The 14320-nt window shown below is 72.0% G+C and carries 16 protein-coding genes; 9 read left to right on the top strand and 7 right to left on the bottom strand.

Annotated elements, in window-relative coordinates:
- The first annotated feature begins 37 nt into the window (after positions 1-37).
- The 5 genes from ACFW48_RS06675 (at position 38) to ACFW48_RS06655 (ending at position 5644) form a co-directional block, all read left to right on the top strand.
- On the top strand, positions 38-1084 hold the full coding sequence (locus ACFW48_RS06675; RefSeq protein WP_386311030.1) for a polyprenyl synthetase family protein: 1047 nt from the start codon (positions 38-40) through the stop codon (positions 1082-1084).
- Between the two features lie 119 nt (positions 1085-1203).
- A complete protein-coding gene (locus ACFW48_RS06670; RefSeq protein WP_386311028.1) occupies positions 1204-2163 on the top strand; it encodes a threonine/serine dehydratase in 960 nt (319 codons plus the stop codon).
- 295 nt (positions 2164-2458) lie between these two features.
- Positions 2459-4045 carry a serine/threonine protein kinase gene (locus ACFW48_RS06665; protein ID WP_386311026.1) on the top strand — a complete coding sequence of 529 codons (1587 nt, stop codon included), beginning with the start codon at positions 2459-2461 and terminating at the stop codon, positions 4043-4045.
- 87 nt (positions 4046-4132) lie between these two features.
- Positions 4133-5110: an LLM class F420-dependent oxidoreductase gene (locus ACFW48_RS06660; protein ID WP_386311024.1), complete on the top strand. Its 978-nt coding sequence runs from the start codon at positions 4133-4135 to the stop codon at positions 5108-5110.
- 108 nt (positions 5111-5218) lie between these two features.
- Positions 5219-5644, top strand: coding sequence for an SsgA family sporulation/cell division regulator (locus ACFW48_RS06655; RefSeq protein WP_386311022.1), 426 nt, complete (start codon positions 5219-5221; stop codon positions 5642-5644).
- A gap of 6 nt (positions 5645-5650) precedes the next feature.
- On the opposite strand, the gene ACFW48_RS06650 is transcribed toward ACFW48_RS06655, so the two are convergent.
- Positions 5651-6145, bottom strand: coding sequence for a DUF6328 family protein (locus ACFW48_RS06650; RefSeq protein WP_386311020.1), 495 nt, complete (start codon positions 6143-6145; stop codon positions 5651-5653).
- A 160-nt stretch (positions 6146-6305) separates the two neighbouring features.
- On the opposite strand from ACFW48_RS06650, the gene ACFW48_RS06645 reads away from it, so the two are divergent.
- The gene (locus ACFW48_RS06645; RefSeq protein ID WP_386311018.1) at positions 6306-6653 is read left to right on the top strand and encodes a hypothetical protein; all 348 of its coding nucleotides are present in this window, start codon (positions 6306-6308) and stop codon (positions 6651-6653) included.
- Positions 6654-6669: 16 nt separating this feature from the next.
- On the opposite strand, the gene ACFW48_RS06640 is transcribed toward ACFW48_RS06645, so the two are convergent.
- From ACFW48_RS06640 to ACFW48_RS06620, 5 genes are all read right to left on the bottom strand, one after another.
- Positions 6670-7653 (bottom strand): aldo/keto reductase, encoded by a 984-nt coding sequence (locus ACFW48_RS06640; protein ID WP_386311016.1) that lies wholly within the window; start codon positions 7651-7653, stop codon positions 6670-6672.
- 12 nt (positions 7654-7665) lie between these two features.
- Positions 7666-8931, bottom strand: a complete 1266-nt coding sequence (locus ACFW48_RS06635; RefSeq protein WP_386311014.1) for an FAD-dependent monooxygenase — start codon at positions 8929-8931, stop codon at positions 7666-7668.
- Positions 8932-9021: 90 nt separating this feature from the next.
- Positions 9022-9723 (bottom strand): ribonuclease H, encoded by a 702-nt coding sequence (locus ACFW48_RS06630; RefSeq protein ID WP_386311013.1) that lies wholly within the window; start codon positions 9721-9723, stop codon positions 9022-9024.
- A gap of 31 nt (positions 9724-9754) precedes the next feature.
- Positions 9755-10552, bottom strand: a complete 798-nt coding sequence (locus ACFW48_RS06625; protein ID WP_386311011.1) for a VOC family protein — start codon at positions 10550-10552, stop codon at positions 9755-9757.
- Between the two features lie 111 nt (positions 10553-10663).
- Complete coding sequence (locus ACFW48_RS06620) at positions 10664-11146, bottom strand: VOC family protein (RefSeq protein WP_386311010.1); 483 nt, start codon at positions 11144-11146, stop codon at positions 10664-10666.
- Positions 11147-11393: 247 nt separating this feature from the next.
- Between ACFW48_RS06620 and ACFW48_RS06615 the strand changes: the two genes are divergently transcribed.
- A complete protein-coding gene (locus tag ACFW48_RS06615) occupies positions 11394-12047 on the top strand; it encodes an ATP-dependent Clp protease proteolytic subunit (protein WP_386311009.1) in 654 nt (217 codons plus the stop codon).
- A 1-nt stretch (position 12048) separates the two neighbouring features.
- Entirely contained in the window at positions 12049-12651 is a 603-nt protein-coding gene (locus ACFW48_RS06610; RefSeq protein WP_121750651.1) for a ClpP family protease, read from the top strand.
- 51 nt (positions 12652-12702) lie between these two features.
- Here the strand turns inward: ACFW48_RS06610 and ACFW48_RS06605 are convergent, their stop codons facing one another.
- The gene (locus ACFW48_RS06605; protein WP_386311007.1) at positions 12703-13143 is read right to left on the bottom strand and encodes a helix-turn-helix domain-containing protein; all 441 of its coding nucleotides are present in this window, start codon (positions 13141-13143) and stop codon (positions 12703-12705) included.
- A gap of 255 nt (positions 13144-13398) precedes the next feature.
- Between ACFW48_RS06605 and ACFW48_RS06600 the strand changes: the two genes are divergently transcribed.
- Positions 13399-14286, top strand: a complete 888-nt coding sequence (locus ACFW48_RS06600) for an RNA polymerase sigma factor SigF (RefSeq protein WP_386311129.1) — start codon at positions 13399-13401, stop codon at positions 14284-14286.
- Positions 14287-14320 lie beyond the last annotated feature (34 nt).

Here is a 14320-nt window from a genome sequence, read left to right as displayed (position 1 = left end):
CGGGCACGCAGGCCCAGGCAGTGGCGGAGGCCGTACGGTGACGGCGCCGATCACGGCGGCGGCCGCGCCGGTGGGCGCTCCGCAGGTCCTCGGCCGCAGCCGCGCACTGGTGCGGCCCGCGTTGGAGGAGGCCGTGGGGCGGCTGCACCCGTGGGTGGCCGAGATGGCCGCGTACTCCTTCGGCTGGTGCGAGGTGGGCGGCGCGCCCGCCGGCGTCGGCGCCTCCGGCGGCAAGGGCGTACGGCAGGCACTCGCCGTGCTCGGCGCCGAGGCGGCCGGTGCGTCCGGGCGGGCGGGGGTGCCCGCGGCGGTCGCGGTGGAGCTGGTGCACGCCTTCTCGCTGCTGCACGACGACATCATGGACGGCGATCCGGCGCGGCGCCGCCGCCCCGCCGTGTGGAAGGCGTACGGCACCGGGCCGGCCGTCCTCGCGGGCGACGCGCTGTTCGCCCTGGCCGTCGAGACGCTCGCCGCCGCCCCGGCAGGCCCCCGGACGGTCCGTCTGCTGTCCGCCGCGCTGAACGACCTGGTACGCGGACAGGCGGACGACCTGCTGTTCACCGAGCGTCCGTGGACGGGCCCAGAGCGGGTGCGGCCGGGCGAGTACCGGGCGATGGCCGAGCACAAGACGGGGTCGCTGCTGGGCTGCGCGGCGGCCATGGGTGCCGTGCTCGGCGGGGCGCCCCGGACGACGGCCGCCGCCCTCGACCGGGCCGGGCGGCACCTCGGCATCGCCTTCCAGGTCATCGACGACATGCTGGGCGTCTGGGGCGACCCGGCCGTCACCGGCAAACCCGTGCACGGCGACCTGCGGGAGCGGAAGAAGACCTTGCCGGTGCTGGCGGCGCTCGACGCTCCCCTTCCGGCCGCGCGGCGGCTGGCCGCACTGCTGGCGTCCGACGCCGCGGATCCCGAGGAGGCCGCCGCCCTGATCGACGAGGCGGGCGGGCGTACGGCGGCACTGGCCGAGGCGCACCGGTGTCTCGGCGCGGCGGAGGCGGCGCTCGCCGAGGTGGCACCGGGGGCGGAGACGGCCCGGGAGCTGCGGTCGCTGCTGGACTTCCTGGTGCGGCGCGACCTCTGAGGACCCGTGATCCGCGACGCCGCTCGCCCGCGCCCTCGGGAACGTGTTGACCTTGGGCGCGCCGCGCGAAAGGGTGCGAAGGGGCGCGGATCACCGCCCACGCCGGAAGGATGACTGCCTTGATCGGGATCACGGAGATCGAAGCCGCGGCCGAGCGGATCGCCGGACACGTCGTACGCACGCCGACCGTGCCCAGCCTTGGGCTGTCCGCGCTGCTCGGGGCCCCGGTCACCGCGAAGCTGGAGCTGCTCCAGCGCACCGGCTCGTTCAAGGCACGCGGCGCGACGGCGAAGCTGCTGTCGCTGACCGAGGCCGAGCGGGCCGCCGGTGTCGTCGCGGTCAGCGGCGGCAACCACGGCATCGCCGTGGCGGTCATGGCCGCCGCCCTCGACGTGAAGGCCACGGTGGTCATGCCGCGCACGGCACCGGCCCGTTCCGTGGAGACCGCCGAGGAGGCGGGCGCGCTGGTGCGGCTCACCGACGGCATGGACAGTGCCTTCGCGCTGGTGGCCCGGCTGCGCGAGGAGGGCCTGACCCTGGTGCACCCCTTCGACGACCCCGTGGTGATCGCGGGACAGGGCACCGTCGGGCTGGAGTTCGCCGAGGACGCCGGGGAGCTCACCGACGTGATCGTGAGTATCGGGGGCGGCGGACTGATCGCGGGGGTGGCGGCGGCGCTGCGGACCCTGCGGCCGGACGTGCGGATCTGGGGTGTGGAGACCGAGGGCGCCGAGGCCATGTCGCGGGCGCTGGCGGCGGGCGGGCCGCTCACCGTGCCCCTGTCCTCGATCGTCACCACGCTCAGCGCCCCGTCCGTCTCACAGCTCACGTACGACCATGTGTCGGCGCTGGTCGGCGAGGTGCTCGTGGTGCCGGACCGGGAGGCCGTCGAGGGTTCGCTGGCTCTCGCCGAGCACGGCAAGGTGTGGACCGAGCCGGCCGCCGGCTGTCTGGTGCCCGCCGCCCGGCGCGTGGTGGAGCGGGTGGGCGGCGGCGCCCGCATCGGCCTGGTGGTGTGCGGAGGCAACGCCACGACCACCGATATGACGGCCTGGGCGGACCGCTTCGGGCTGCGCTGACACCGATTTCCCGCGCGAGATCCGCATTTACCGCGGGTTACCCGCAGGTCGGCCCCGTATTTGCGATGTCACGCGCACCGCTGGCGGAAATGCGGGGCCGCACGGGAGCACGGTGTTGCCCAGTTCAGAGGCGGTGCGCGTCCGCACGGCCGCTTTTCCGGAATTCGCCGTCGCGCACGAGTTCGCTGCTTTTGAATAAGGGTCAGATATGGCCCGGCTCGCGCATTCGCTGAACACAACACGGCCCGCCGACCGTACCTCTGGGCAAGCTGAGAGCCAGCGGTGCGAACGAGGGATGGCCATGGGCAGGGCGCACGTCTCCACACACGAGTTGGTCGCCGGTCGGTACCGCCTGCTCGAGGTCGTCCACCGTGAGACGAACCGGGTCTGCTGGTCCGGGGAGGACACCGGGACGGGCCGCCCGTGTCTGGTCACACGGGTCGGGCTCCCGGAGGAACAGGCCGGTGAGGCCGCCCGCAGGGTACCCGGCCGGGTGGTCCGCACCTGCGAGACCATGCAGTCGCTGTGCCCCGGGAGGGTCCCCGCGGTGGTCGACGCGGTCGTGGCGGACGGGTCCCTGTGGACCGTGACCGAATGGGTCGGCGGCGTACCGCTCGCCGAACTCCTGGACGGGCAGGGCACGTTCAACTACGTGCGGGCGGCGCGCATCGGTCTGGAGCTGCTGAAGGTGCTGGACGCGGCACACGACCTCGGTGTCACACACGGCGAGCTGAGCCCGGGGCAGGTGTTCGTGGGCGAGGAGGGCACCGTCGTCGTCACCGGCTTCGGGCTGGCCGGAGCCACCCTCGCGCCGCGGCTCACCGCGCCCTCGTACGCCTCGCCCGAGCAGGCCCGCGACGAGCGGATCGGGCCCGCGGCCGACCTGTGGACGCTGGGCGCGATCCTCTACACGATGGTCGAGGGCCGTCCGCCGTTCCGTGACCGGGGCCGGCCCGAGACGACGCTGAAGGGCGTGGACCGGCTGCCGCTGCGCACCCCGGTGCGCGCCGGTCCGCTCACCCGGGCCGTGCAGGGGCTCCTCCGCAAGAACTCGCGGGAGCGGCTGACCCGGCCGGTGGTCCGCGAGGCCCTCGTCCGGGTGCTGACGGACGATCCGGACGCCGCCGTGCGCCAGGTGCCCCACCCCCGGCCGCGGGGCGCGTGCGCCGCCGCCCGGCACATGAGCGGCGAATGGAGCCGGCGCACGATGCTCGCGGGGACGGCCCTGGCCGTCGTCACGGTCGCGGTCGCCGTCCTCGTCGCCACCCAAGGGCGGCCCGGCACGGGCGGCTCCGCCACCGGCGCCCGGCACAGCCCCTCGACCCCCGCCTCACCGCCCACCGGCGGCACCGCTCCCGCCTCCCCCGCTCCCCCGCCGAGCGCGACTCCCTCACCGTCGAAGCCGGGCGACGCCGTACCGGCCGGGTTCCGCCGCTACGACGCGCCGGAGGGCTTCTCCGTCGCCCTTCCCGACGACTGGCGGCGGCTGGACACCTCGCGGGTGCCGGACGTGGCGTACCGGGTCGTCTTCGGCTCGTCCGGCGACCCGCGCACCCTCGCGGTCACCTACAGCGAGCGCGCGGGCGAGGATCCCGTGGCGGTCTGGCGCGACGACGTCGAGCCCGGCCTGGAGCGGTCGGGCGAGTACCGCAGGGTCGGCGAGATCCGCGCGACGACGTACCGGGGACGCGAGGCGGCCGACATGGAGTGGGTCGCCCGGGACCACGGCGCCCGGGTACGCACCTTCGGCCGCGGCTTCCTCCTCGGCGGCGGACGCAGCTTCTCGCTGCGCTGGACGACTCCGGCCGACGACTGGGACGACGCCCCGAACGAGCAGGCGCTCGCCGCCGTCCTCAAAACGTTCCGGGAGGACGCGGACTGACATCTGCCCCCAGGATGCCCTCGGATGCCCTCGGATGCCCCAGGATTCTCTCCGTTTTCGCTCCGTCTGGCCGGGGACTCGCCCGTTATGGTGCAAATCGGATACACGATGATGACCGAGCAGGCCGGCCCCCGTGAACTCGTCGGCCATCTGGTGCGGGCCGAGGAGGTGGGGTTCGACTTCTCGGTGACCTCGGACCACTACTTCCCGTGGCTGCGTTCGCAGGGGCACTCGCCCTACGCGTGGGCCGTGCTGGGCGCCGCCGCCCAGGCGACCTCCCGCATCCCGCTGATGACCTACGTGACGTGTCCGACGTTCCGCTACCACCCGGCGGTGGTGGCGCAGAAGGCGGCGACACTGCAGTTGCTGTCCGAGGGCCGGTTCCGGCTGGGGCTCGGCTCGGGCGAGAACCTCAACGAGCACGTGGTGGGCGGCGGCTGGCCGTCCGTGGACGTGCGGCACGAGATGCTCACGGAGGCCGTGGAGATCATCCGGGCCCTGTTCGAGGGCGGCCACGTGAACCATCGCGGCACGCACTTCGACGTGGAGTCGGCCCGGCTGTGGGATCTGCCGGACAGCGCGCCGCCGATCGGGATCGCCGTCTCCGGGGAGCGTTCCTGCGCGCTCGCGGGCGAGCACGCCGACCTGCTGATCGCCACCGAGCCCAAGCCGAGCCTGCTGGAGGCCTTCGACCGGCACGGCGGCGAGGGCAAACCGCGCGTGGGCCAGCTGCCGGTGTCCTACGACCCGGACCGGGACACCGCGATCAAGCGCGCCCACGCGCAGTTCCGCTGGTTCGGCAGCGGCTGGAAGGTCAACTCGGAACTCCCGCACCCGGACTCGTTCGAGGCCGCCACCCAGTTCGTGACCCCGGACGACGTCGCCGAGTCGATCCCCTGCGGCGACGACCCGGACGCCTTCGTGGAGGCCGTACGCCCCTACGCCGAGGCCGGGTTCACCGAGATCGCCCTGGTGCAGATCGGCGGCGAGTCGCAACCCGCCTTCCTGGACTGGTCGGAGAAGACCCTGCTGCCCGCGCTGCGCGAGGCACTGGGCCGGTCCTGAACCCGTTCGTGAAACCCGACGCGGGCGAATCACCCGTACGCCTGAGCATCTTGCGGACGGGCGGGGTACTAGAGGGGCTCTACGTCCGTTCTCCTGGAGGCCCCCGTCGTGAACTCCCTCGTGCACAAGACTCTGGTGGTGCAGCTCCAGGCGGGCGACGCCGACCGCTTCCCCGTGCTCGCCCACTTCGGCTACGAGGCCGCGGACCCCTTCGCGCTCACCGTGGTGTTCAGCCATGACGGCCGCGTGCTCGCCCGCTGGACGCTGGACCGGGAGATGGTGGGCGAGGGCCTCACCCGCCCGGTCGGCGTGGGCGACGTCCGACTGCGCCCCGAGTCGCGGGGCCTGTGGGACGAGCTGCGCATCGAACTGCTGGGCGACGCCCGGCCCGACGGGGAACGCCACCGCGCCGTGGTGTTCGTGTGGGCCGCGGCCGTGGAGGCCTTCCTGCGCGAGACCCACACCGTGGTCCGGCCGGGCAGGGAGGAGGTCCGTGTCGACGACTTCCTCGCGGAACTCATGGCCGAAGGCTGACCGGCCTCAGCGCGAGGTGTAGCGGTGCCGGGTCCACAGCGGGATACCGAACCAGCACACCAGGTACCAGATCACCACGCCGGTGACGAGGTACGGCACGAAGCCGTCGTCGGTCGCGACGCGCAGGATCAGCAGGAGCGAGGCCGTCATCGTGGCGAGCAGCAGCACCAGGCCGAGCAGGGTCAGCCGGGAGGCCCACCGTACGGCCTGGGGTTTCACGCGCCGTCCGGAGACTATGCGGTGCAGGGACACCGGGCCGATGAGGGCCCCGGTCGTCACGGCCCCCAGGACCACCGTCACCAGGTAGATCGTCTGGTTCGTGTCCGAGAGGTCGTCGTACTTCGGGGTGAACACGACGGTGAGCAGGAAGGCGAACAGGATCTGCACACCCATCTGCGCGACGCGGACCTCCTGGATCAGGTCCGTCCACATCCGGTCCGCCCGCTCCTCCTCGGTCTCGTCGCGTCCCCTGCGCCGGTCCGAGTTCGTTGTCGCGCCCATTTCCGTCACTGTTCCTCCCGGGTACCGCGGCCTGCGTTCCCTTCCCTCTTCCCGGGTTCCCCGCGCTCAGGCGCCGTGTCGGGGCGGCGGCGTCCGGTTTGAGGGGTCGGCGGACGGTTACACGGGGCGGGACCGACGCAGGCCAGGAGGAAGGCGAAGGATGTCCGACACTCAGCTCACCGTGACGCTCAGCGGTGGCGGCATCGACGACGCGCGGGCGATCGTCCGGGCGCTGGAGGGCGTCTTCGGCGCACCCGACGGCCCCCCGGCCGACGAACAGGCGACCGTGCGCACGGCGACCTTCGACTCCCCGGCCGCGCCGGAGATGTCCTCGGCACCGCGGGAGGCGGGTACCCCGCTGTCCGCCCCGGTGACGGTCACCGTTCAGGGCACGCCGCAGGCCGTCGAGGCGGCGAGCGAGACACTGTCCCGCGCCTTCAGCACGCGGAACGAGGGAGCGGCCTCCGGCGACCAGGAGCGGGAGCGGGAGCTGCTCCTGGTGCCGTGAGGCCGGCGAGTGCCGGCTACCAGCGTCCCTCGACCTGGTCCCTGATACGGCGGTCGTAGAGGTCGCGGATCGCCGCGAGCGTGTCCCCGGACAGGTCCGGCAGCCGGGCGGCGTCCGTGTTGGCTCGGGCCTGTTCGGGCGAACGGGCGCCGGGGATCACGGTGGTCACACCGGGCTGCTGGATGACCCAGCGCAGCGCCAGCTGGGCCGGGGTGCAGCCCTCCGGGGCGAGCGCGGCGAACTCCGCCGCGGCCTCCACGCCCGTGGCGAAGTCGACGCCGGAGAAGGTCTCGCCCTGGTCGAAGGCCTCACCGTGCCGGTTGAAGTTGCGGTGGTCGTTGGCGGCGAAGACCGTGTCCCGGGTGTACTTGCCGGACAGCAGGCCGGAGGCCAGCGGCACCCGGGCGATGATGCCGACGCCCGCTTCCCGGGCCGCCGGAAGGACCTCGCGCAGGGGTTTCATACGGAACGGGTTGAGGATGATCTGCACGCTCGCCACGTTCGGCCGGGCGATCGCGGTCAGCGCCTCCTCGCAGGTTTCCACGCTGACGCCGTACGCGGCGACGCGCTCCTCCGCGACCAGGGTGTCCAGGGCGTCGAACACCTCGTCGCTGGAGTAGACGGGGGTCGGCGGGCAGTGCAGCTGCACCAGGTCGACGACGTCGACGCCGAGGTTGCGGCGGGAGCGGTCGTTCCACTCCCGGAAGTTGTCGAGTACGTAGTTCTGCGGGATCTGCTCGACCCGGCGGCCCATCTTGGTGGCGACCAGCACATGCAGGTCGGGCCTGCCGCGCAGGAACGTGGCGATGGTTTCCTCGCTGCGCCCGTCACCGTAGACGTCCGCCGTGTCGAAGAAGGTGACCCCCGACTCGGCCGCCGCCTCCAGCACCGTGAGGGCTTCCTTGTCGTCGACGTCTCCCCAGTCGGCGCCGAGTTGCCAGGTGCCGAGACCGACCACCGAGGCGTGCTGGTTCGACCTGTCGAATGTCCGCTCGTCCATGCCGTCAGTCTGTCATCCGGAGTGGTCCCGCACCGCGTCGGGACGGCCCGGCGCGGTCCTTCGGCCGTGCGTGGCCGGCCGGCGTGCCTGGAGCGTCCGCGCGAGCCTCGGCCCCAGCCAGCGCTTGAGCCGGCGCAGTCCCTCCAGTCGCCCGGCCGCCCGGTCGAGCCGGTAGTACAGCCGGGGCGGGACGTACGGCAGCAGGGGCGAGTGGCGCTGGCCGAGCAGGGCGAACATCCGCTCCGGTGGCAGGTGGATGTAGCGGGGCAGGTTCTCGTACCACTGGGCGCTGAAGCGGGCGGCGCTCTGCAACGGCAGCAGGGCCGCCCTGCGTTCCCGCTCGTAGTGGGCGAGGGCGTCCTGGAGGGTCCCCCGCTCCCGCAGTGCGGCCGACAGTGCCATGGCGTCCTCCAGGGCGAGCGTGGTGCCGGCGCCGATGGAGTAGTGCGTGGTGTGGGCCGCGTCGCCGAGCAGGACCAGGTTGCCCTGGGACCAGGTGCGGTTGGTGAGGGTGCGGAAGGTCGGCCACGGGGCACCGGCGCCGGCCGAGGTCCGGCCGGTGAGCGGGTGGCCGTCCAGGACGTCGGCGAAGAGTTTCTCCAGCAGGACCAGCCCTTCGCCCTCGTCGGCCCGGTCCAGGCCCAGACCGGTCCAGGTCTCGGGCGCGCACTCGACGACGCAGGTACTGCCCTCGGGACCGAAGCCGTAGCCGTACGCCCAGATCCAGCCGTGGTCGGTCTCGACGAAGGCGAAGGTGAAGGCGTCGAAGATCTTGGTGGTGCCGAGCCAGACGTAGTGGTTGCGCCCGGCCCGGATCTCGGTGCCGAAGTGACCGGCGTGACGGGTGCGCAGGGCACTGCCCGCCCCGTCGGCCGCCACGACGAGTTCGGCGGCGGGCGGGTCCGCGGAGGTGATCTCGCACTCGAACTCCAGACGCACGCCGAGAGAGCGGGCGCGGGCGGCGAGGATCTCCAGGAGTCGGTGACGGCCGATGCCGAAGCCCTCGTCGCCCCGGTGGCGGGCGGTCCGTTCGCCCACGTGGGCGACGCCGTCCCGCCAGCGCACGGAGTGCTCCTCGACGGCGCGCGCGGACTCGGGGTCGTGCTCGTGGAGCCGGTCGAGCAGTCCGCGCCAGTAGGTCACGCCCCAGCCGTAGGTGGAACCCTCCGGGTTGCGTTCGTACACGGTGACGTCGTGGGAGGGGTCCTGCCGCTTCAGCAGGATCGACAGATACAGGCCGGCGGGTCCGCCACCGACACAGGCGACCTTCACATTCACTCCTGGAACGCACTCGGAGCGGTCAGATGACTACTCAGAGTAGCAGCGGAGGGGTCGGTGATCATGAGACCCGCCCGGCCCGGGCCGGCCCTATCCGGCCGCCGCCGTGCGGCACTCCGGGTGGCCCCAGCCCTGGTCGTTCTTGGCGATGGACTCCCCTGCCGCGTAGGAACGGCCGCACAGGCAGCGTCCGGGGAACTTCGCCTTGATGGTGCGCGCCGAGGCACCGCCGCCCTTGCGGGCCGTGCCGGGCCCTCGGCGCGGTGCCTTCTTCGCCGCCGGGACGTCCGGTGCGGGCGGCGGCTCCGGTGAGCCGAGGCCACTGCCCGCGGGCTCCTGGACAACGGCGGCCTGACTGGCGGCACGGTCGGCGAAGTCGTTGAGCCGGTCGCCGTCGACCTGGTGGGCGGGCACGTAGCGGAACTCGACCGAGCGGCCGTCGAGCAGCTCGTCGATGCGGACGACCAGTTCCTGGTTGGCGACCGGCTTGCCGGCGGCCGTCTTCCAGCCGTTGCGCTTCCAGCCGGGCAGCCAGGTGGTGACGGCCTTCATGGCGTACTGCGAGTCCATGCGGACCTCGAGCGGTACGTCGGGGTCGGTCGACGCCAGCAGGCGTTCCAGCGCCGTCAGTTCGGCGATGTTGTTGGTGGCCTTGCCGAGCGGCCCCGCTTCCCAGCGGACGGGGCTCTCCGACGCGTCGGCGACCACCCAGGCCCAGCCGGCCGGACCCGGGTTTCCCTTCGAAGCCCCGTCGCACGCGGCCACAACACGTTCACGCATGCGCCCGATCATGCCATGGCGCGGCGGGGCGCCGGGACGGGGCTCAGGAGACCTCCGTGATCTTCGGCATCTCCCCCTCGGTCGTCGTGATGTCGAGCACCGAGAAGTTCGCGCCCTGCGGGTCGCTCAGGGCCGCGAACCGTCCGAAGGGGCTGCTCATCGGCCCGAACCGAAGGATCCCGCCCAGCTCGGTGGCACGGGCCACGGCCTCGTCGCAGTCGGCGACGGTGAAGTAGACGTTGATGTACGGCGGCACCTCGGGCGGGAAGTCGTCCGTCATGGCCATGCGGCCGAGCACGGTGTCGTCGCCCAGGTCGAAGAGGCGGAAGTCCACCCCGTCGTCCTCCATCTGCTTCGCCGTGTAGGAGAAGACCGCGGGGAAGAAGGCGTCCGACTTCCCGGGTTCGCGGGTGAAGACCTCGGCCCAGCAGTACGCGCCGGGCTCGGCCACCGCCTCGAACCCCTCGTGGGTGCCGCCCTGCCAGACGCCGAACACGACGCCGCCCGGGTCCCGGGCCAGGCACATGGTGCCGAAGTCGCCGACCCGCATCGGCTCCATCAGCACCTCACCGCCCGCCGCGCGGATCCGCGCGGCGGTCGCCGCGGCGTCGGAGGACGCGAAGTAGAGGCACCACTGCGAGTGGCCCTCCTGCCCGGACATGGGCGGGACCACGGCGGCGACCGCCTTGCCGTTCGCGTAGCACTGGGTGTAGTTGCCGTACTCCGACGACGACTCGCCGAAGGTCCAGCCGAGGACGTCGCCGTAGAAGCTCTTGGCTCCCTCGACGTCACCGAACATGGCATCGGCCCAGCAGGGGGTTCCTTCAGGTTGCACGGCCATGGCTGCCGCCTCCCGTACGGATGATCGGCCCGGTGGGTGGTCAAGGATGGTGAGGATGGTCCGATTCCTCACGCTAGTCATCCCCACCCCTACCCGCGCGCCGACGGCAGTTCACTCGCCGGCGTACGCCTTCTCCAGCGCGGCGATGTCGAGCTTGTGCATCGACATCATGGCCTTGTTGGCGCGCCCCGCCTTCACGGGGTCCGGGTCGCGGAACATCTCCTCGAGCCTGCTCGGGACGACCTGCCAGGACACGCCGAACCTGTCCTTGAGCCAGCCGCAGGGACCCTCCTCGCCGCCACCCTCGGTGAGCCTGGCCCAGTAGTGGTCGACCTCTTCCTGGTTCTCACAGGTGATCTGGAAGGAGATCGCCTCGTTGAACTTGAACTCCGGACCTGCGTTGAGGGCGACGAACTTCTGGCCGTTGGCCGTGAAGTCGACGGTGAGCACCGTGCCGGTGGACTGGTGCCCGCCCTCGGGGTAGCGGGTGACGGCACCGATGCCGGAGTCCTTGAAGAGGGAGACGTAGAAGTGGGCGGCCTCCTCCGCCTGGCCGTCGAACCAGAGACACGTGGTGAATCCGTCGGTGCTCATGAGTACCTCCTGGGCGTGGAACACGGTCACCACTGTCGACCGGCGGGAGCCGGAGAACTCATCGGTCGCACGGAATCCGATTCGGACGGTTCTGCCACGGGGGCCGAGCGCTCTGCTCGTGGCGAATCTGCCGCGGGCAGAGAAAGCCCCGCCGGAGTCCGCGGCGGGCCGAGAGTGGAGGAACCGCGGCGCCACCGGCCGCGTACCGCTTCCCCGGAACTCCCCGACGACTCGACAAGGAGCGCCGATGTCTCCACTCATCGCCGGCCCGGCCCCGGCAGCGCTGCCCCGGGCCCAGGAGGGCGACACCCCTCCGACCCGGTTCGACGACCATCTGGCCGAGCAGTTGCTCGCGCAGCGGATCGTGCTGCTGGGCACGCAGGTCGACGAGGTCTCCGCGAACCGGATCTGCGCACAGCTGCTGATCCTGTCCGCGGAGGACCCGCGCACCGACATCAGCCTGTACATCAACAGCCCCGGCGGCTCCGTGCACGCGGGGCTCGCCATCTACGACACGATGCGGCTGATCCCCAACGACGTCTCGACGCTCGCCATGGGGTTCGCCGCCAGCATGGGGCAGTTCCTGCTCAGCGTCGGCGCGGCGGGCAAGCGCTACGCCCTGCCGAACGCCCGGGTCATGATGCACCAGCCGTCGGCGGGCATCGGCGGCACCACCGCCGACATCGAGATCCAGGCCGACAACCTGGAGTTCACCAAGCGGACCATCGAGCGGATCACCGCCGAGCACACCGGTCAGAGCCCGGAGACCATCTCCCGGGACGGCGACCGCGACCGCTGGTTCACGGCCGAGGAGGCCAGGGAGTACGGAATGGTGGACCAGGTCGTCCAGTCCCTCGCGGACGTGCGCCCGGCCGCCACCAGGCGACGGATGGGGCTGTGACATGGGGAGCTACACGATTCCGAACGTCGTCGAGCGGACCCCGCAGGGCGAGCGGTCGTACGACGTGTTCAGCCGGCTGCTGTCGGAGCGGATCATCTTCCTGGGCACCGAGATCGACGACGGCGTGGCGAACGTCGTCATCGCGCAACTCCTCCATCTGGAGTCGTCGGCTCCGGAAAGCGAGATCGCGGTCTACATCAACTCCCCCGGCGGCTCGTTCACGTCGCTGATGGCGATCTACGACACGATGACGTTCGTGCAGGCGCCGATCTCGACGTTCTGCGTCGGGCAGGCGGCCTCCACGGCGGCCGTGCTGCTGGCCGGCGGGGACCCCGGACGGCGGTTCGTGCTGGAACACGCGCGGGTGCTGCTCGGGCAGCCGGCCAGCGGCGGACGGCAGGGCACGGTCTCCGACCTGGCGCTGCAGGCCAAGGAGATGGTGCGGATCCGCTCCCAGGTCGAGGAGGTGCTGGCCCGCCACACGCACCACGACGTCGCGACACTGCGCGCGGACATGGACCGCGACAAGGTGTTCACCGCCGAGGAGGCCGTGGCGTACGGGCTGGCCGACGAGGTCCTCAGTCGGCGCCTGGTGCGCGTGTGAGACGCCGGGCCGGCGCCTCGCCGTCCGCGAGACGCCGGCCCGTGCGGGCGGTCAGGCGGCCAGGCACATCCCGTCGTACCCGGCACCGGACATACCGCGGCCCCGGCCGACGCCGGTCTGCCGGGAGGTGAGGCGCACCAGTTCTCCCTGGGCCCGCGCCAGCAGGTCGCCCAGCCCCAGCCCGAGGGCGCCCGCGGCGGCGGCCAGCACCTCCGACGACGCCTCCTTGCGGCCGCGCTCCACCTCCGACAGGTACGGCATGGAGATCCGGGCGGCCTCCGCCACCTCCTTCAGCGTGCGTTCCTGGGCGAGGCGTTCGCGCCGCAGTACGTCGCCGACCAGATCGCGCCACAGGGGCTCTCTGACGGTGGGCGACCTTCGCTCCGGAGGAACCGGTGAGACGGCGGGGCGGTCTCCCGGGCGCGCGGGCCGTGGGCCCGGATGCGGGCGCAGGGGAATGACGCGGGCTTCGTTCGGCACGTGGCTGGTCACCTCCTCAGCCTAGGAGTCCTGCCGCGCGACGGAAGGGGCCGGCGTTCCGCCCAGAGGGAAACCGGAGGGAGCCACCGGGTGCCGGTCGCCGCGCACGGGACTACCCTGATGAGGGACACATCACCCCGCGATGACGCAGCGGCACCGATTATTCGCCACCCGTGAACACGGGAGGCATGTGCCTCCGCGACCCGGGTACCCGCAAGCGGGAAGAACCTAGGGAGACGTCGAACCGTGACTTTCGTGGGAGAGGTAATGGAGACCGCCGTGATCCGGCCGGAAGCACAGGTTGTCGAAAAGGCCACCGGGGGCAGGACGGGCGAAGGATCACTGCCGGGTGTCGTGGACCCCCGCACCGTGGCTCCGCGTGACGCACGGCAGCTGTCCCGCCAGTTCTTCCTGCGACTGACGGAACTCGAAGAGGGCACGTACGAGTACCAGTACGCGCGCAACACCCTGATCGAGATGAACATGTCACTCGTGCGGTTCGCCGCCGGCCGTTTCCGCGGTCGCGGGGACGACATGGAGGACGTGGTGCAGACCGGCATGATCGGCCTGATCAAGGCCATCGACCGGTTCGAGCTGGCGCGTGAGGTCGAGTTCACCTCCTTCGCGCTGCCGTACATCGTCGGCGAGATCAAGCGCTTCTTCCGTGACACCACCTGGGCGGTGCACGTACCGCGTCGCCTCCAGGAGCTGCGCGTGGAGCTGGCCAAGGCCCGGGAGGAACTCTCCTCCCGCCTGGACCGCGAGCCCACCGTCGCCGAACTCGCCACGCTGATGAACATCAGCGAGAACGAGGTCGTCGAGGGCCAGATCGCGTCCAACGGCTACAACTCGTCTTCGCTGGACGCCGCGCTGACCGGGGACGGACCCGAGAACGGCGAGTCGGTGCTGGCCGACTTCATCGGTGTGGAGGAGGACGGGCTGCGGCTCGTCGAGGACTTCCATTCCCTCGCCCCGCTGATGGCCGAGCTCAGCGAGCGCGACCGGCGGATCATCCACATGCGGTTCGTGGAGGAGGCCACCCAGGCGGAGATCGGCGAACAGCTCGGCTGCTCGCAGATGCACGTGTCCCGGCTGATCAAGCGGATCATCACCCGGCTGCGCGAGGGCATGCTGGGCGAGCTGGGCTGCGCCTGAGTACGAGGACTCGCAGGACGTGAACGTGGCGCCC

Origin of the sequence: Streptomyces sp. NPDC058812, assembly GCF_042744565.1 — a bacterium.
Lineage (GTDB): Bacteria > Actinomycetota > Actinomycetes > Streptomycetales > Streptomycetaceae > Streptomyces > Streptomyces thinghirensis.
This window is presented reverse-complemented; position numbering and strand designations above follow the sequence as displayed.

What these genes read in the sequence shown, in the direction of transcription:
- ACFW48_RS06625 (WP_386311011.1), bottom strand. Translation starts at nt 10,552, where the DNA reads ATGGCCGTGCAACCTGAAGGAACCCCCTGCTGGGCCGATGCCATGTTC.
- ACFW48_RS06650 (WP_386311020.1), bottom strand. Translation starts at nt 6,145, where the DNA reads ATGGGCGCGACAACGAACTCGGACCGGCGCAGGGGACGCGACGAGACC.
- ACFW48_RS06640 (WP_386311016.1), bottom strand. Translation starts at nt 7,653, where the DNA reads ATGGACGAGCGGACATTCGACAGGTCGAACCAGCACGCCTCGGTGGTC.
- ACFW48_RS06600 (WP_386311129.1), top strand. Translation starts at nt 13,399, where the DNA reads ATGGAGACCGCCGTGATCCGGCCGGAAGCACAGGTTGTCGAAAAGGCC.
- ACFW48_RS06630 (WP_386311013.1), bottom strand. Translation starts at nt 9,723, where the DNA reads ATGATCGGGCGCATGCGTGAACGTGTTGTGGCCGCGTGCGACGGGGCT.
- ACFW48_RS06610 (WP_121750651.1), top strand. Translation starts at nt 12,049, where the DNA reads ATGGGGAGCTACACGATTCCGAACGTCGTCGAGCGGACCCCGCAGGGC.
- ACFW48_RS06615 (WP_386311009.1), top strand. Translation starts at nt 11,394, where the DNA reads ATGTCTCCACTCATCGCCGGCCCGGCCCCGGCAGCGCTGCCCCGGGCC.
- ACFW48_RS06665 (WP_386311026.1), top strand. Translation starts at nt 2,459, where the DNA reads ATGGCCATGGGCAGGGCGCACGTCTCCACACACGAGTTGGTCGCCGGT.
- ACFW48_RS06660 (WP_386311024.1), top strand. Translation starts at nt 4,133, where the DNA reads ATGGTGCAAATCGGATACACGATGATGACCGAGCAGGCCGGCCCCCGT.
- ACFW48_RS06645 (WP_386311018.1), top strand. Translation starts at nt 6,306, where the DNA reads ATGTCCGACACTCAGCTCACCGTGACGCTCAGCGGTGGCGGCATCGAC.
- ACFW48_RS06620 (WP_386311010.1), bottom strand. Translation starts at nt 11,146, where the DNA reads ATGAGCACCGACGGATTCACCACGTGTCTCTGGTTCGACGGCCAGGCG.